This is a genomic window from Brevundimonas intermedia (assembly GCF_027922165.1).
GTDB classification, from domain to species: Bacteria; Pseudomonadota; Alphaproteobacteria; order Caulobacterales; family Caulobacteraceae; genus Brevundimonas; species Brevundimonas intermedia.
In genome coordinates this window covers 514,043-530,192 of sequence record NZ_BSFD01000002.1, presented here as the reverse complement: position 1 = coordinate 530,192, position 16,150 = coordinate 514,043, and the positions used below count along the sequence as shown (strand labels likewise).

Sequence of the window (16,150 nt, the reverse complement as noted above, 5' to 3'; positions counted from 1 at the left end):
GGGGCATGGATCCCCGCGCCGGCCGCGCCCCCGTGATCGCCGCCCTGGATATCGGCCAGTCCAAGGTCTCGTGCTTCATCATGAAGCCGGACGGCGTGCGTCACGCCGACCGCACCATCCGCGTGGCGGGGGCCAGCCATGTCCAGTCCAAGGGCGTGAAGGGCGGGGCCATCATCAATATGGACGAGGCGGCCCAGGCCATCGGCCACGCGGTCGAACGCGCTGAACGCGCAGCCCAGAGCCCGGTCTCCGGCGTCGTCGTCACCACCGCCATCGGCCAGATGGCCAGCCATCGGGTCCAGGCCCGGGTGTCCCTGGGCGCCAATCCGGTCGGGGACGCCGATCTGGCGCGCGCCATTGGCATGGCCCTGGCCCAGATCCGGCTGCCCAATCGTAGGCCCATCCACGTCCTGCCCATCGCCTGGTCGGTGGACGGCGCGCGCGGCGTCCACGATCCGCGGTCCATGCGCGGCGGCTCGCTGGGACTCGACCTGCTGGTCGTCTCCATGGCCGAGAATGTCTTCACCACCCTGAGCCACTGCCTCGAGCTGGCGCATCTGGACCTGCAAGGCGTGGCCGCCGCGCCCGTCGTCTCGTCCCTGGCTGCGCTGGAAGAGGACGAGATGGACCTGGGGGCCGTCTGCATCGACATGGGCGGCGGCTCGACCAGCGCCGCCGTCTGGGGCGGCCGGTCCCTGTTGCATATCGAGAGCCTGAACGTCGGCGGCGATCATGTCACCTCCGACATCGCGCGCGGCCTGTCGACGTCCAAGGCCGGCGCCGAACGTCTGAAGACCCTGCACGGCTCGGCCATGGCCAGCGCCAATGAAGACCGCGAAATGCTGGAGGCCCCGCCGCGCGGCGAGGACGCCTCGGCCGGTCCGGTCATCGTCCCGCGCGCCATGCTGAAGACCGTGATTGCGCCGCGCGTGGAAGAGACGCTGGAGTTGCTGCGCGACCGGCTGAAGAACGCCGGCGTGGGGCTGGAGCCCGGCGCAGGCCTGGTTCTTACCGGGGGCGCCAGCCAGCTGAACGGCGTGCGCGAACTGGCGGTGCGGGTGTTTGACCGCCCCGTCCGCCTCGGAAAACCCCAAAGAGCGCCACATTTGGCCGACGCGGCGTCTGGTCCTGCGTTCTGCGCCACGGCCGGTGTGCTTCTGCGCGCCGCCTACGGCCCACGTGAGGCGGTGTCGGCCAGAAAGCTGATGGCGCGGCAGATTACGGCGGCGGATGCGCCGCGGATCCATCGCGGTAATGTGGTGGGGCGCGTGGCCGGGTGGTTGCGCGACAACCTATAACAAAACCTTCGCCGACCGAATTTGGCCTAGCTCGGTTTAAACTGTGTCTAGTTTGTTACATCAAAGTCGGAATTGTGTCTAAAAGTGGCTTGAAACCTTGTTCGACGACAGCGGGTCTCGTAGCCATTTCCCCACAGCGGAATGATCTGTCCGCGATTATGTTATTGCAGTGGGGCTCAGAGACATATGATCAAGCGCAAGCATCTTTTTGGCACGACAGTTCTAGCCGGGGTCATGGCGATCTCGGCTCCGGTGTTGGCGCAGACGCAAACGCCCGAGGCGACTGACGTAGGAGAGATCGTGGTCACGGGGTCGCTGATCCGCCGCGACCCGACCACTGCACCGACGCCGCTGCAACAAGCGACTCGCGAGGAAATCCTCGCCTCGGGTCAAGGCAACATCATCGACTTCCTCGCCGACATTCCGGCGCTCCAGAACAGCCAGACGCCGGAGGACACGACGGGTGGCTTCATCGGCGTGGGTGGTCTCTCTCTGCTCAACCTTCGTAACCTGGGGAGCGATCGCACTCTGGTTCTGGTCGATGGCCGCCGTCACGTCGGCGGACCGCAAGGGTCTTCGGCCGTCGATGTCGACACCATTCCCACGCCGCTGATCGAACGCGTTGAGATCATCACCGGCGGCGCTTCCGCGCTTTACGGCGCAGACGCCGTGTCGGGCGTTGTAAACTTCATCATGCGCACGGACTTCGAGGGGCTCGAGCTCGAGGGCGCTGTCGGTCAGCTGGCTCAAGGCACATCAGAATTCAACAAGCGCGCCTCGATCATTGGTGGCGTGAACCTGTTCGATGATCGCCTGAACCTCTATGGTTTCGCAGAGTATCAGACTTCCGACCGGATCAACGACAACGATCTCGATATCGACTGGTTGACGTCGAACACCCGTCTCCAAACGGTCGACATCGATCCGGCGTCCGCGCCGAATGACGGCGTTTATGACGTCGTCCCCCTCAGCAACCTGCGGACCTTGGGTCGTCCGATTGGCGGCATCCTCTCGCTCGCCAACGGCGTTCGCCCCAGCCCTGCGTCCGACCCGGACATCCCGTTCGGCAACTGTTCCGCGACTCAGAATGTTCAAGCCTTCTCGTCGGGCATCTGCTTCTCGTCCAACCCTGGCCTCGCCTACCAGTTCCGAGCTGACGGCAGCGCTTATCTGGCCGACTTCGGCTCGGGCCGCACCGTGGGCGCCGTTAACCGCACCACGACCATTGGCGGCTCCGGCGACTCCTTGGTGTTCCAAGAGATCAACCGCCTTCCCGAGCAGGAAAATAAGCGCTTCCAAGTCGGCGCGAACCTCGATGTCACCAGCAACATCCAGGCGTTCGGCGAGGTCAAATACGTCAGTGAAACCAACACCGACATCTTCCAGCCTCACTTCATCGATCTTGGCATCCGTCAGTTCGGCGCGACGGAGCAACCTTCGCTCTTCACGATCCTCGCAGGTGAGATCGGACTCGATAACGCATATCTCGACCCCACCGTGCGCGCCGCGATCTTGGGCAACACGCGCGCTGTCTACAACTCTGCCGGCGTGCAAACTGGCACGGTTGCCGATCCGCGCGCCCAGTTCCGCATGTTTAGCTACGACCTGGGCTTCCGTCCGACCGTCGCTGAACGTGAAGTGACGCGCTTCGTCGGCGGCTTTCGTGGCGACCTCGACCAGCTCGCCTTCGTGAAGGACATCAACTGGGAGATCGGCTATACTTACGGCAAGGCGGAATCGACCACCGTCGAGCCCGAAACCATCGACGTCGAGCGGTTCCTGTACGCTGCCGATGCTGTCCGTGATACGCTGAACGAGACGGGTAAGGGCGCGAACGCAATCGTCTGCCGCGTTCAACTGCTGGCCGCTCGCGGTGTGAGCATCGAGAGCCAGAACGACGGTTCGATCTATGCCGCGAATGATCCGACCATCGCGGGCTGCGTGCCGCAGAACATCTTTGGTCAAGGTGGCCAGGTCGCCGCTCGCGACTACATCCTGACATCGCTGACCACCGTCGATATGAACGAGCAACAGGACGTTCGAGCCTTCGCCTCGGGCAGCCTGTGGGACTTCTGGGGAGCCGGCCCGATTGGGTTCGCCTTCGGCGGCGAGTATCGTAAGGAAACGACCAGCCAGGATCTGACGCAGTTCGGCAATCGGGTGATCTTCGGCAACACCGGAGATGACCGTCCTGAGATCAGCTATGACGTAAGCGAGGCTTTTGCCGAACTTCGCATCCCGCTGCTTCGCGACGTTCCCTTCGCGGAACGCCTCGAGATTTCGGGCGCCTATCGGACGTCGAACTACTCCACCATCGGCACCGCCGACACCTACAGCGTCCAGGCCTTCTGGCGCCCGGTTCAAGACATCGCCTTCCGGGGTACTTACGGCGAAGCAGTGCGCGCTCCAAACCTGGGCGAACTATTCTCCTCCGCCTTCGACACCTTCCCCAACCTGACGGACAACTGTTCTTCGGCGGTCATCAATGCGACGGCGGATGCGCGTATTCGTCAAAACCGCATCACGAACTGCGGTTTGCTGGGTATTCCGACGACCTACGTGGACCCGAATCCGAACTCGTCCAATGAGGGCAAGAGCGGCGGCAACCCCAACCTGCAGGCTGAAACTTCGCTCAGCTACACGATCTCGGCGATCCTGACGCCGCGCTTTGCGCCCGGCTTCAGCTTCACGGCGGACTATTATTCCATCGATATCGACAACGCGATCGCCACCCTCAGCGCCCAAACCTTGCTGAACCTCTGCACCGACGAGGCGGCTCTGAACACGTCGGCCTGCGCGAACTTCACGCGTCGTCCGGCGGGCGATCCTCAGGAATACGAAATCAGCGACTTCCTCGAAGGGCCGTTCAACTTCGCCGGTCTGCGTGCTCGCGGCATCGATTTCCAAGGACGATATAGCTTCGAAACGTCGGATGTCTTTGGCGCCGACTACGGGAAGATCAACCTTGGCCTTGCGGGCAACTACCTGATCCGTCGTCAGGACTTCACCAACCCGACGGATCCGTCCATCGCAACGAACCTGGACAAGTCGGCGAACAATCCGCGCGTTCGCTTCCGCACCACCGCGACCTGGTCGAAGGGACCTTTGGCTGTGACCTGGAGCACCGACGTTCAGATGGCGACCATCATCGTCGATCGTCGTCAGATCCTTGCCAACTTGGACAACCGCGAAACCGGTTATTTCACGACCGGCAACTTCTACCAGAACGATCTTTCGTTCGCTTTGGACGTGAGCGACAAGGCGACGGTGCGTGGCGGTGTGAACAACATCTTCGACGCGGAACCGTCTATCCAGGCTGGTCTGCAAGATCAGTTCGACCTGTTCGGCCGCCGCTACTTCGCATCGGTCACCGTCAAGTATTAAGATCCGAGCCTTTAAGGCGGAAAGGGCGGCCCTCACGGGCCGCCCTTTTTGTTTTCAGGAAGAAACTGCGGCCAAGCTCGAGGTTTGTGCTGTTCTCGCGTCCGACTCACATTATCGCCGTAACCTTCTCTTAACCCTCGTGGGCGCAATCATTAACGCGCTCATAACCAAAGCGATTCGGCGGGGTAATCGCTTTGGTGCCAAGGGGTCCAGGGCTCGGAAGGTCGGAAAAATATGTCGCTCTCGTTGGTCAAGCCGCAACACACTGAACTTAAGCCCCGTATCGTCGTGTTCGGCGTCGGCGGCGCCGGCGGCAACGCCGTGAACAATATGATCGACGCCGGCCTCGAAGGGGTCGAGTTCGTCGTGGCCAACACTGACGCCCAGCACCTCAGCTTCGCCAAGACGGATCGCCGCATCCAACTGGGCGAGACGATCACCCAGGGCCTGGGCGCCGGCGCCCATCCCGAAGTCGGCATGAACGCCGCCGAGGAATCCGCCGACGAGATCCATCAGCACCTGGAAGGTGCGCACATGGTGTTCATCACCTGTGGCATGGGCGGCGGCACCGGCACCGGCGCGGCGCCCGTCATCGCCAAATGCGCGCGGGATCGCGGCATTCTGACCGTCGGCGTCGTGACCAAGCCCTTCACCTTCGAAGGCCGCCATCGCATGCGCCTGGCCGACGCGGGCGTCGCCGAGCTGCAGCGTTATGTCGACACCCTGATCGTCATTCCAAACCAGAACCTGTTCCGCGTCGCCAACGAACGCACCACCTTCGCCGACGCCTTCGGCATGGCTGACCAGGTGCTGCACTCGGGCGTGCGTTCGATCACCGACCTGATGATCCTGCCCGGCCTGATCAACCTGGACTTCGCCGATGTCCGCGCCGTCATGTCCGAAATGGGCAAGGCGATGATGGGCACGGGCGAGGCGTCCGGTGATGATCGCGCTTTGCTGGCCGCCCAGAACGCTATCGCCAACCCGTTGCTGGACGAGACGTCGCTGAAGGGCGCCAAGGCCGTGCTGGTGAACATCACCGGCGGTCTGGACATGACCCTGCTGGAAGTCGACGAGGCCGCCAACGCCATCTCGGCCGAGGTTGACGGGGACGCCAACATCATCTTCGGCGCCGCCTTCGATCCGGCGCTGGACGGCAAGATTCGCGTCTCGGTGGTCGCCACCGGCATGGACGAGAGCGGCGTGCAACGCGCCGAGCCCTCGGCCCCGGCCGCCCCGCAAACCGCCCCCTTGGCCGATCACGGCGCCCGCCGTTCGGCAGGCGGCCTTTACGGAACCCAGCCGTCGCGCGCTGCGCCCGAGCCCGCCCGCGAACCTTATCGCGAACCGGCCCGCGCCGAACGTGCGCCCGAACCCCGCATCGAGCCGGCGCCCGTCGTACCCACCTTTCAGGCCCCTCCCGCGCCAGAACCCCGGCCAGAGCCGGTGATCCGCGTTTCGGAGCCGACCTCGCGCGCCCTGGATCCGATCGTCGATCCCTGGGTCGAAGAGTACGAAACCACCCGCACCCCTTCGGCGCAATCGACCCGCGCGCCCGAGCCGCAGGGCGACCTGTATGCCGCCCGGTCGCCGGAACCGGCTGTCGAAGACTATGACGACCGCGATCACCGTCGCAGCGGCTGGAGCCTGTTCGGCCGGGGAAAGCGCGCCCAGCCACAGCCCGAACCCACCTACAGCACTCGTCCGACGTCCCAGATGCGGACGTCTGAGCAGCCGCAGACCCAACCGCAGCCGACGAGCGGCGAGGCGGACGACGATCTGGAGATTCCTTCTTTTCTCCGCCGGCTCGCAAACTGACCGACTGAAATTCTGAAGATCGCGCCCCGGAGCCCAGGCTCCGGGGCGTTTTCTTTGGCGAGGTCACGGGTGCGAGAGTCCCGGAACGAAACAATCCGAAACTCGACTTTCATTTCTCGCTTGAGCCCCCCGCGCTAGATCGGTCGTGGGGCGTAATCCGCACATCGAGGCGGACCGCACAGATTGAAGCGAGTTTGAGTTTGTCGTTCAGACACGACCATCACGAGCGCACCATCGTCGCGCCGGCCATCATCGCCGGCGTCGGGGTGCATACCGGCCGCCGGGTGCGGCTGGCGGTTCGTCCCGCGCCTTCGGGCACGGGGATCGTCTTCGTGCGCACGGACATCACGGATCGCGACAATCGTATTCCCGTTTCCGGCGAGGCCGTCGTGGACGCGCGCCTGAACACCATGATCGAGAACGCCGCCGGGGTGCGTCTGTCGACCATCGAACATCTGATGGCGGCTTTCTGTGCGCTCGGCGTCTCGAACGCCGTGGTCGAGGTGGATGGGCCGGAACTGCCGATCCTGGACGGGTCGGCGCTGGAGTTCGTGCAGCTGCTGGACCGGGCGGGCTTCCGCCCCCAGGCGACGCCGCAGCGCTATATCGAGATCCTGGAAACGGTTCACGTCACCGACGGCGACAAGCACGCGGCTCTGCTGCCGTGCGACCGTTACGAGATGCGGTTCGAGATCGACTTCCCGTCAGCCGTGATCGGCAATCAGGTCATCGATTTCGTCGTGGACGAGCCGACCTTCCGCAAGGAGATCATGGCCTGCCGCACCTTCGGCTTCGCCCATGAGGTCGAGGCCCTGCGTCAGGCCGGTCTGGCGCGCGGCGGCTCGCTGGAGAACGCCGTGGTCATCGACGGCGACGATATCCTCAACCCTGGCGGCCTGCGCATGGAACGCGAGTTCGTGCGTCACAAGGCCCTGGACGCCATCGGCGACCTGTACGTCCTGGGCGCGCCCATGCTGGGCCGTTACGAAGGCTACAAGGCCGGTCACGCGGTCAACAACAGGTTGGTCCGGGCCCTGCTGGCTGCGCCGCATGCGTGGCGCGAGGTCACGCGCGTGCCGGAGCTGGCGCAGGCCGGGTGATTGGCGACTGGTGAGTGGTGAAGAACCACTGCTAGATTTTTTATACTGCGTACGACAAATCCACTGTCGTCATCCTCGCCCTTGTGGCGAGGATCCATACTCCCGGTATCGGCAGGCTGCGCACCGTCTTCGACCGTGTTTATGGATCTTAGGCACAAGGCCTAGGATGACGGGGTGAGTGTGGGCGAGGGCTCTTCTCAGATCCCGATCACGCTGATCAACCGCCCAAAGTCTGGCTCGCCTTGCTGGAACGCGCGGCGGTTCGAGCAGAAGCGATCCGCGTCGGCGCAGGTGTCGTGGCCGGTCCAGACGGCTTGACCCACGCCGGCCTGCTGCAGCCGCCACAGGACGAAGCCCGGCAGGTCGAACTGTCGTTTGTCGTCGGTCTCGCCGGGGCGGAAGAAGCGTTCGCTGCCCGGGTCGTGGTGGGCGAACCGCTCCTGAAAGTCGAAGCCGACCTCGTAGCTGGCCTGGGCGATACAGGGGCCGACGACCGCCAGAATGCGGCGGGGATCGGCGCCCAGGGCCTCCATCGCCGCGACGGCGGAATGGACCACGCCGCCTAAGGCGCCCTTCCAGCCGGCGTGGACAGCGGCGACGATGCGGGTTTCGGGATCGGCCATCAGCACCGGCGCGCAGTCGGCGGTCAGGACCGAGCACAACAGGCCGGGCTCGGCCGAGACGATGGCGTCGCCTTCGGGCCTGTTGCCTCGCCACGGGCCTTCGGCGACCCGGGCGACGGCGGAATGGATCTGATAGCAGCCGTTCAGATGATCGGCGTCGGCGCCGAAATGGGCGGCGACGCGGCGGCGGTTTTCCGCCACGGCGGCGGGGTCGTCCTGGGAGCCGACCCCGGCGTTCAGACCGTCATAGATGCCGGTCGAGACGCCGCCCGCGCGGGTGAAGAAGCCGTGGGCTATCCCGGCGGCGCTCAGCAGCGGATGGGTGATTGGGGCCAGGTCGCTCACAGGTCCCATCCCGGCACGATCAGCGCGCGGGGCGAGAAGATCGCGGCGGCCTTGAACAGGCTTCCCATCTGGTCCTCCGCAGTCAGGCGGTTCAGTTGGCGGTCGATGACGGGCGCGGCGTCGGGCCGTCCCGACTTCAACCGCTCGGCGCGGGCTTCGATCCCGAGACGGCGCAGGAACTCGCCTTGGGTCAGGCAGCCGGTGACGTCGGCCCCGGCGCGGACGGCGGCCTCCAGCACGCGGGGGAAGTCGGCCCATTGGGTCAGATCGGCCTCGCCGGGGCTTTCCAGCGGATCGACCTTCTGGTGGCGGCGCAGGGCCTGAAGCGTGTCGCCGGCCTCGGGGCGGGCGCGGCCGTAGTCGATCAGCAGGGCTGCGCCCGAGGCGGCCTTCATCAGCAGGGCCAGGTCGCGGCCGAAGATCGCCTGCTGTTCGGAAATCTCGAAGGTCCCGCCGGGGTCGATATCGAAATCGGGTTTCTCGAAACCGCCCGAGATGGCGGTCAGGCCGAAGATCAGGTCGTTGTCGTCGGTGACGCCGATGCGGCGTTCGGCCCAGCCGCCCTCGGTGCGAACGAACTGGCGCGCGGGTAGGCAGTCCAGCACCTCGTTGGCGATCAGGATGACGGGGGCGTCGGTCTCGATCCGCGTCAGGTCGCGCACCCAGCGGGGCGACAGGTCGGCGCCGGCCAGGGCCTTGGCCTGGAGATCACGCAAAGGCGCGCTGGGCTCAATCAGGATCAGATCGCAGGCCTCAAGGAAGCCGGGCGCGAGGCGGGCGGCCCGCAGCGCATCGCTCATCAGGGTTCCGTCGCCAGGCCCCACCTCGACCAGGCGGAACCGCTCGGGCGCGCCGAGGCGGTTCCAGGTCTCGACCGCCCACAGGCCGATCAGTTCGCCGAACATCTGGCTGATCAAGGGCGCGGTGATGAAGTCGCCGCCTTCGCCTAAGGCCGGGCGGGACGCGTAGTAGCCGCCCTTGGGATCGTGCAGGCACCGGGTGACATAGTCGGCGACCGTCATCGGCCCCGTCAGGGCGATCTCGCGCGCCAGACGGGTCTTCAGGGTTTCGACGTCATTCATGCTGCGACGGGCGGCCGGTTCCAGGCGCGCCAGATCAGCCAGCCGCCGACCAGGATCATCGGGATGGACAGCATCATCCCCATGGTCAGGCCCAGCGGGAAGTCGGGCATGCCATAGTCGGGCTCGCGCACATTCTCGAGAGCGGCGCGGCAGACGCCGTAGCCGACCAGGAACAGGCCGGTGATATAGCCCGGCTTCTTCAGCAGATCGAACTTCCAGATGCCCAGCGACAGGATGGACAGCAGCACTATGCCCTCCAGGCCGGCCTCATAGAGCTGGCTGGGGTGGCGGGGCGCGTCGCCGGCGGGGCAGAAGCCGTACATCTGCTGGATGCGGGCGTTGCAGAAGCGCACGGCCCAGGGGACGGTCGTCTCGCGACCCCACAGCTCGCCGTTGATGAAGTTGGCCAGGCGTCCGAACATCAGGCCGAGGGGGACGACCGGCGCGACGACGTCGCCGAGGCGCAGCATGTCGATCTTCTGGCTGCGGGAATAGAGGACGATGGCCAGGCAGACGCCCAGGAAGCCGCCGTGGAAGCTCATGCCGCCGGTCCAGAGCTGGAACAGCTCGAACCGTTCGCCCAGGGTCTGGCCGGTGAACAGCTGGGCGTACATGATCGGCTTGTAGAAGAGAGCGTAGCCGAGGCGGCCGCCCAGGATGATGCCCAACACGATCCACAGCACCAGATCGTCCAGCTGGGTCGTGTTGATCGGCGGCTTGCCCGGCGTCCACAGGCGTTCGGTCTTCACCAGGCGGGCGGCGTACCACCAGCCCAGGACGATGCCGGCGACATAGGCCAGGGCGTACCAGCGGATCGGAAGCGGTCCGAGATGGATCAGGACCGGATCGAATTCGGGAAAGGGCAAGGGGCGTTCCTGTGCTGGCCTGTCTCTGAGGGCGGTTTAGCAAGCGCCGCCGCCGCCGTCGCCTGTGAAGACGCATCACGACGCCTTGATGGCGCCCGCGAAGCAGCAGAAAGAAAGGTTTCGTTCACCATGATTGGTGATCCTGTCTTAACGACGTTTGAGTCGGAGCCTTCGATGCAGACCCGCAACCCCATTCTGGACGAGTTCGCCAAGCTGACGACCGGCGCCATGGGCCTGGCCCAGGCCGCCGGCGAGGAGGCCAAGACCGCCTGGCGCGCCCAGGCCGACCGGATCGCCGCCGAGATGGATCTGGTTCGCCGCGACGAATTCGACGTGCTGAAGGACGAGATCGCCGCCCTGCGGGCCGAGATCGCGGAACTGAAGGCGGCGAAGAAGCCCAGCGGCAAGCCTTCCAGCAAGCCAGGGGCGGGAACGTCCACAGATGGAACTCAACCCGGGGACGCAGCCGGTTGAGCCGAATCCGCGAACAGGCTTACCACTCTGTTAACGGCCGTGATTCTCGCGGCAACGTGAATCGAGAGACTTGATGGACATCGCCCGGCCCGAGGAAACGGACGTGCCCTTCGACCCGCTGGAGGTCGTGGAGCATGTTCTCACGGCCGAGAATCTGCCTTTCGACCGCACCGACGATGGCGACCTGGCCTTCGCCCTGGCGGGGGACTGGAAGGATTATGAGCTGTGGTTCGCCTGGCGTCCGGAAGGGGATTGTCTGCAACTGTGCTGCGCCCTGGACCTGAAGGTGGCCAAGAGCCGCAAGACGGCCGCCTATGAACTGGTCGGCCTGATCAATCAGCGCACCTGGATGGGCCATTTCGAGGTCTGGGCCGAGGACGGCGAAGTCGTCTTCCGCCATTCCCTGGCCCTGCCGATGGGCGAGCGGCCGACCCTGGCCCAGGCGGCGTCCATGATCGATGCGGCCATCGAGGCGGCGGATCGTTACTACCCCGCGTTCGACTTCATGGTCCGTGGCAACAAGAAGCCGCAGGAGGCGATCGACGCCTGCCTGTTCGAGACGGTCGGCAACGCCTGATGCCCGGAGTCGGCCTCGTCGTCCTGATCGGCTGCGGCCGGCTGGGCTCCGCCATTCTGGAAGGCTGGCTGCTGACCCAGACCGTGGCGGCCGCTGATCTGATCATCCTCAGCCCTTCGGAAAAGCCCGCCGCAGAAGTCGCGCGGGCGCAGGGGGCGCGGATCAATCCGCCGCTGGAGGCCCTGGCCGAGGCGAGCGTGATCGTGCTGGCGGTCAAGCCGGCGATGTGGCGCGATGTGGTGACGCCGCTGCTGCCGTTCCTCGGCGACCGGGCCGTGATCCTGTCGGTCATGGCGGGCGTCACGGCCCCCACATTGGCTGAGGGGATCGGCGGCTGGCCCATCGTACGGGTTATGCCGACGACCGGCGTGTCGCGCGGACGCGGCGTGGCCTCGGTCTGGTCGGCGGACGACCGGGCGCGGGCGCTGGGTCAGGCCTTGTTCGAGCCGATGGCCGAGACGGTCGTACTGGCGGACGAGGCCCTGATGGATGCGGCGACGGCCGTGGCCGGGTCGGGCGCCGCCTATTTTTACGCCTTCACCGAGGCCTTGGCCCGCGCCGGCGAGGCGGCCGGACTGGACGCGATGACGGCCGACGTCCTGGCCCGCGCGACCCTGCGGTCGGCGGCGGATTCCATGGGCGAGGATGCGCTTGAGGCCCTGATCGGGCGGATCGCCTCACCCGGCGGCTCCACCCGCGCCGGGCTGGACGCCCTGGCGAAAGATGGCCGTCTGGGCGTCATGCTGGATGAAACGGTTGCGGCGGCCGTGCGGCGAAATCGCGAGATGGGTTGACGACTGTTTCCTTCTCCCTTGGGGAGAAGGTGGCCCGCAGGGCCGGATGAGGGACCTGCGGTGGGCCAGTTCGCACCACCACAACCCTCACCCTTTGGCTGCTTGGCGCCGCCCTTCGGGTCGCGCAAGGACGATCCTTCGCTCTCGGGCGCTCAAGCCCTCTCCCGTCTGGAGAGGGTTTTTTTAATAGCGGCCCTGTTCGATCCGGTCGCCGAAGCGTTCGAAGGCCCGATCGGCGTCGCGCCAGACGCTGTAGCCCCAGACATCGCGGATGTTCGGCGAGAAGTAGGAGAACTCGACCGGCCGGGATTGACCGTCGGCGGTTATGATCTCCCCCCTAATCGCGGCGCCGCCGATGGAGACGCTGCGGATCGGGTCGAGGCCGGGGGACTGCCGGACCTGTTCGAAAGTCGGTCGATTCGGTTTCAGGTCGACCAGGACCAGGTTGGCGGTTGCACCCGGGTAGCGTTCGGCCAGGGCCTTGGCGACCTCCGCCTGTAGGCCGGCGATCTGTTCGCTAACCTCGCGGTCGCCGAGTTTTTCGATTTCACGCTGAAGTTCGGGTCCGACCGTGACGTTGACGGTGGGGGTCTGTGCCTGGGCCATGGCCGCGACAGCGAGGGTCGCGGCGAGGGGAGCGAAGAAGGCGAGTTTACGCATTGTAGTTGTCTCCATGCCCTGTCGGAAATGAAGATGCCCCTTATGGCGCCGTTTCGCTAGAGGGGGCGACGATCGAGACCTGCCCGGGCACGCGAATGATCGCCTTCAGTCCTCCCAGGTCGCTGCGGTCCAGGGTGACGTCGCCGCCATGGCCGCGCGCCACGTCGCGGGCGATGGCCAAGCCCAGGCCAACACCTTTTCGGTTCTGGTTGCGGGATTCGTCGAGCCTTGAAAAGGGCCGGAAGGCCTCGTCGTACATGTCTTCAGGAATGCCGGGCCCGTCGTCCTCCACCGTGATCTCGAGCCCGCCTGACACCAGCGACCGGGCTGACAGGCGTACCCGCTCGCCGTGGGCGGCGGCGTTGCCGGCCAGGTTCACTAGGGCGCGTTTGAAAGCGAGCGGACGTAACGAGGCCGTTAGGCCGTCGGCGACCGCAAGCTGGACCTCGGCGCCGGCGCGTTTCGCATCCTCGCCGGCCGCCTTCAGCAGGTCCGGGATCGACACCGGCTGAGGCGGCTCTCCGGCCTCGCCACGGGCGAAGTCCAGATATTCGTCGATCATATGCTCCATCTCGTCCAGGTCGCCGCGCATGGCGGCCTGACGCTTGAACGGCGGCGCCAGGGCCAGTTCCAAGCGGAGCCGGGTCAAGGGGGTGCGCAGGTCGTGGCTGACCGAGGCGAGCAGGGCGGTGCGCTGGTCGATATGGCGTTGGATGCGGTCGCGCATGGCCAGGAAGGCCACGGCGGCGGCGCGAACCTCGCGCGCGCCGTGCGGCTTGAACCGGGGCACGGTCTCGCCCCGGCCGAAGGCCTCAGCCGCATCGGCCAGGCGTTCGATGGCGCGGACCTGATTGCGGATGAACAGTATGGCCACCCCCATCAGCAGGACGGTGGCGATTGTCAGCCACAGCACGAAGATATGGGCCTGGGTCGCCACGGCGCGCTCGCGCGGGGCGATGATGCGCAGCACGCCCTGCGGCTCCTGCACCTGAATATCGACATAGGCGGGGTAGCGGGTGGTGTCGAACCAGTAGGGCCGGTCCAGCCGTGCCGCCAACGCCTTGTCCAGAACCCGATCGACGACGCCGATGGCCCCACGCCGCTGTTCTGTAGGCAGGCTGCGGCCTTCCTGAAGCGCGATCGATAGGGACATGGAGCGTTCGGCCCTGTCGGCCAGTCGCTCAAGATTTCGCGGACTGGGATCGTCTTCATAGCTCTCGACGGCCCAGGCGATGTCGCCGGCCAGACCTTCGGAAAGGCGCGCAGTCACCGTCTGCCAATGGGCGTCGAAGAAGATCCAGGTCACCACCACCTGCATGACCAGCACGGGCAGGACGATGATCAGCAGCGAACGGCCCCAGAGCGAGGTCGGCAGGCGACGCTTCAGGAAGCGCGGCCACAGGGGGGCGGGCAGCAGCCGCATATCAGTCGGGTGCGAGCATATAGCCGACGCCGCGTACGGTCTGGAGGTAGCGCGGGTTCTTGGGGTCGGCTTCCAGCTTGCGGCGCAGACGAGTGACCTGGACATCGACGGCGCGGCCGGTGATGTCGGCCGTGTCGGGCGACAGGCTCATCCGCTCGACCGGAGCGTGGGCGTGCAGGGCCAGGGTCTTCAGCAATTGGGCTTCCGCCTCGGTCAGGCGCTGGGGTGCGCCGTCGCGGATCAGCTCCAGCCGCTCCATGTCGAACACGGCCGTGCCCAGCTTGATCTCGCGCGGGCCGATCGGCTTGCCGCCGGTGCGGCGCAGGATGGCCTCGATCCGCAGCACCAGTTCGCGCGGTTCGAACGGCTTGGACATATAGTCGTCGGCGCCCCGCGAGAGGCCCTCGATACGATCCTCGGGATCGCCACGCGCCGTCAGCAGCAGGACCGGCGTCTTCGAGGTTTCGGCCTTGGCGCGAACCCAGGAGGTCAGGTCCAGGCCGCTCTCGCCCGGCATCATGACGTCCAGCACGACCAGATCGAACTCGATCAGCTCCATCATCCGCTTCGCCGCCGCGGCGTGGGCGGCGCCGGTGACGCGATAACCTTCGCGCGACAGATACTCCTTCAGCAGCTCGCGGATGCGGTCGTCGTCGTCGACGATCAGTAGATGGCGACCCACGCCCGGCCCGGCGATGGGGCCGGAACGGCCTTGCGAACGATATTCGGTGATGCTCATGCGACGTTCCCCGCGATCAGGGCGTTGACCTGAGCGATTCGGGCGGCTCTAACACCGGCAATTCTGCGGGAGACGTGTTTCAATGGCCTTGGTTCCTTTCGACGATCGTGATGGTTGGATCTGGATGGACGGCGAATTCGTGCCCTGGCGGGAAACGAAGACGCATATTCTGACCCATGCCCTCCACTACGGCTCGTCGGTATTCGAAGGTGAGCGTATGTACGGCGGCGAAATCTTCAAGCTGACGCCGCATTCGGAGCGCCTGAAGCGGTCCGCGAACCTGCTCGATTTCGAGATACCTTACAGCGTCGCTGAAATCGACGCCATCTGTAACGAAACCTGCGCCAAAAACGGTCTGACCGACTGTTACGTGCGTCCGGTCGCCTATTTGGGCCCGGAACAGACCAGCGTCTCGGCCCTGAACAACAAGGTGCACCTGGCGGTCGCCGTGTGGGACTGGCCCAGCTATTTCGACCCCGAGGTCAAGGCGCGCGGCCTGCGTCTGCAATGGTCCAAGTGGCGTCGTCCCGATCCGGCGACCGCGCCGACGACGGCCAAGGCGGCCGGTCTCTACATGATCTGCACCATGTCCAAGAACACGGCCGAGCGGAACGGCTTCGCCGACGCCCTGATGCTGGACTGGCGCGGCTATGTGGCCGAGGCGACCGGCGCCAACGTCTTCTTCGTTAAAGACGGGGTGCTGCACACGCCCAAGGTCGAGCACATCCTGGACGGCATCACCCGCCAGACGGTGATCGAGATCGCCAAGGCTAAGGGGATCGAGGTCGTGGTGCGCGACATCCTGCCGGAAGAACTGTCGGACTTTTCGGAGTGCTTCCTGACCGGCACCGCCGTCGAGGTGACGCCGGTGGCGGAGGTGGGCGACTATCGCTTCACCCCCGGCGCCCTGTCGCTGGACCTGATGGAGACCTACGGCAGGCTGGTGCGCCGCCAAGCCTAAGGCGGC

14 protein-coding genes are annotated in these 16,150 nt (G+C 65.8%); 8 read left to right on the top strand and 6 right to left on the bottom strand.

Features of this window, described 5'->3' with window-relative positions:
* The first annotated feature begins 5 nt into the window (after positions 1 to 5).
* From ftsA to lpxC, 4 genes are all read left to right on the top strand, one after another.
* Positions 6 to 1,298 carry a cell division protein FtsA gene (gene ftsA, locus PKE72_RS05255; RefSeq protein ID WP_008263640.1) on the top strand — a complete coding sequence of 431 codons (1,293 nt, stop codon included), beginning with the start codon at positions 6 to 8 and terminating at the stop codon, positions 1,296 to 1,298.
* Positions 1,299 to 1,484: 186 nt separating this feature from the next.
* Positions 1,485 to 4,682 (top strand): TonB-dependent receptor domain-containing protein, encoded by a 3,198-nt coding sequence (locus tag PKE72_RS05250; protein WP_271164321.1) that lies wholly within the window; start codon positions 1,485 to 1,487, stop codon positions 4,680 to 4,682.
* Between the two features lie 234 nt (positions 4,683 to 4,916).
* Positions 4,917 to 6,500 (top strand): cell division protein FtsZ, encoded by a 1,584-nt coding sequence (ftsZ, locus tag PKE72_RS05245; RefSeq protein WP_271164320.1) that lies wholly within the window; start codon positions 4,917 to 4,919, stop codon positions 6,498 to 6,500.
* Positions 6,501 to 6,700: 200 nt separating this feature from the next.
* Positions 6,701 to 7,600, top strand: coding sequence for a UDP-3-O-acyl-N-acetylglucosamine deacetylase (gene lpxC, locus PKE72_RS05240; protein ID WP_271164319.1), 900 nt, complete (start codon positions 6,701 to 6,703; stop codon positions 7,598 to 7,600).
* Between the two features lie 197 nt (positions 7,601 to 7,797).
* Here lpxC and pgeF read toward each other — a convergent pair whose 3' ends face one another.
* The 3 genes from pgeF to lgt are packed head-to-tail and all read right to left on the bottom strand — an operon-like array spanning position 7,798 to position 10,516.
* Positions 7,798 to 8,577: a peptidoglycan editing factor PgeF gene (pgeF, locus tag PKE72_RS05235; protein ID WP_271164318.1), complete on the bottom strand. Its 780-nt coding sequence runs from the start codon at positions 8,575 to 8,577 to the stop codon at positions 7,798 to 7,800.
* Positions 8,565 to 9,650, bottom strand: coding sequence for a class I SAM-dependent methyltransferase (locus PKE72_RS05230; protein WP_271164317.1), 1,086 nt, complete (start codon positions 9,648 to 9,650; stop codon positions 8,565 to 8,567). Before PKE72_RS05230 ends, pgeF begins: the two co-directional genes overlap by 13 nt.
* Positions 9,647 to 10,516 (bottom strand): prolipoprotein diacylglyceryl transferase, encoded by an 870-nt coding sequence (gene lgt / locus PKE72_RS05225; protein ID WP_271164316.1) that lies wholly within the window; start codon positions 10,514 to 10,516, stop codon positions 9,647 to 9,649. The genes PKE72_RS05230 and lgt overlap by 4 nt, the downstream gene beginning before the upstream one ends.
* A 174-nt stretch (positions 10,517 to 10,690) precedes the next feature.
* Between lgt and PKE72_RS05220 the strand changes: the two genes are divergently transcribed.
* From PKE72_RS05220 to PKE72_RS05210, 3 genes are all read left to right on the top strand, one after another.
* Complete coding sequence (locus PKE72_RS05220) at positions 10,691 to 10,990, top strand: accessory factor UbiK family protein (RefSeq protein WP_271164315.1); 300 nt, start codon at positions 10,691 to 10,693, stop codon at positions 10,988 to 10,990.
* Positions 10,991 to 11,063: 73 nt separating this feature from the next.
* The gene (locus tag PKE72_RS05215; RefSeq protein ID WP_271164314.1) at positions 11,064 to 11,567 is read left to right on the top strand and encodes a type III secretion system chaperone family protein; all 504 of its coding nucleotides are present in this window, start codon (positions 11,064 to 11,066) and stop codon (positions 11,565 to 11,567) included.
* Positions 11,567 to 12,361 (top strand): pyrroline-5-carboxylate reductase family protein, encoded by a 795-nt coding sequence (locus PKE72_RS05210; RefSeq protein WP_271164313.1) that lies wholly within the window; start codon positions 11,567 to 11,569, stop codon positions 12,359 to 12,361. The genes PKE72_RS05215 and PKE72_RS05210 overlap by 1 nt, the downstream gene beginning before the upstream one ends.
* Before the next feature lie 183 nt (positions 12,362 to 12,544).
* Here PKE72_RS05210 and PKE72_RS05205 read toward each other — a convergent pair whose 3' ends face one another.
* The 3 genes from PKE72_RS05205 to PKE72_RS05195 are packed head-to-tail and all read right to left on the bottom strand — an operon-like array spanning position 12,545 to position 15,183.
* A complete protein-coding gene (locus PKE72_RS05205; protein ID WP_271164312.1) occupies positions 12,545 to 13,021 on the bottom strand; it encodes a hypothetical protein in 477 nt (158 codons plus the stop codon).
* 40 nt (positions 13,022 to 13,061) lie between these two features.
* Entirely contained in the window at positions 13,062 to 14,444 is a 1,383-nt protein-coding gene (locus tag PKE72_RS05200; protein ID WP_271164311.1) for a sensor histidine kinase, read from the bottom strand.
* Position 14,445: 1 nt separating this feature from the next.
* Positions 14,446 to 15,183 carry a response regulator gene (locus PKE72_RS05195; RefSeq protein ID WP_267514271.1) on the bottom strand — a complete coding sequence of 246 codons (738 nt, stop codon included), beginning with the start codon at positions 15,181 to 15,183 and terminating at the stop codon, positions 14,446 to 14,448.
* Positions 15,184 to 15,265: 82 nt separating this feature from the next.
* Here PKE72_RS05195 and PKE72_RS05190 point away from each other — a divergent pair, with 82 nt between their 5' ends.
* Positions 15,266 to 16,144 carry a branched-chain amino acid aminotransferase gene (locus PKE72_RS05190; RefSeq protein ID WP_271164310.1) on the top strand — a complete coding sequence of 293 codons (879 nt, stop codon included), beginning with the start codon at positions 15,266 to 15,268 and terminating at the stop codon, positions 16,142 to 16,144.
* Positions 16,145 to 16,150: the final 6 nt, after the last annotated feature.

Coding starts and splice junctions, on each gene's coding strand:
- ftsA (WP_008263640.1), top strand. CDS start 6: ATGGATCCCCGCGCCGGCCGCGCCCCCGTGATCGCCGCCCTGGATATC.
- PKE72_RS05250 (WP_271164321.1), top strand. CDS start 1,485: ATGATCAAGCGCAAGCATCTTTTTGGCACGACAGTTCTAGCCGGGGTC.
- ftsZ (WP_271164320.1), top strand. CDS start 4,917: ATGTCGCTCTCGTTGGTCAAGCCGCAACACACTGAACTTAAGCCCCGT.
- pgeF (WP_271164318.1), bottom strand. CDS start 8,577: ATGGGACCTGTGAGCGACCTGGCCCCAATCACCCATCCGCTGCTGAGC.
- PKE72_RS05230 (WP_271164317.1), bottom strand. CDS start 9,650: ATGAATGACGTCGAAACCCTGAAGACCCGTCTGGCGCGCGAGATCGCC.
- PKE72_RS05220 (WP_271164315.1), top strand. CDS start 10,691: ATGCAGACCCGCAACCCCATTCTGGACGAGTTCGCCAAGCTGACGACC.
- PKE72_RS05215 (WP_271164314.1), top strand. CDS start 11,064: ATGGACATCGCCCGGCCCGAGGAAACGGACGTGCCCTTCGACCCGCTG.
- PKE72_RS05210 (WP_271164313.1), top strand. CDS start 11,567: ATGCCCGGAGTCGGCCTCGTCGTCCTGATCGGCTGCGGCCGGCTGGGC.
- PKE72_RS05205 (WP_271164312.1), bottom strand. CDS start 13,021: ATGCGTAAACTCGCCTTCTTCGCTCCCCTCGCCGCGACCCTCGCTGTC.
- PKE72_RS05200 (WP_271164311.1), bottom strand. CDS start 14,444: ATGCGGCTGCTGCCCGCCCCCCTGTGGCCGCGCTTCCTGAAGCGTCGC.
- PKE72_RS05195 (WP_267514271.1), bottom strand. CDS start 15,183: ATGAGCATCACCGAATATCGTTCGCAAGGCCGTTCCGGCCCCATCGCC.
- PKE72_RS05190 (WP_271164310.1), top strand. CDS start 15,266: ATGGCCTTGGTTCCTTTCGACGATCGTGATGGTTGGATCTGGATGGAC.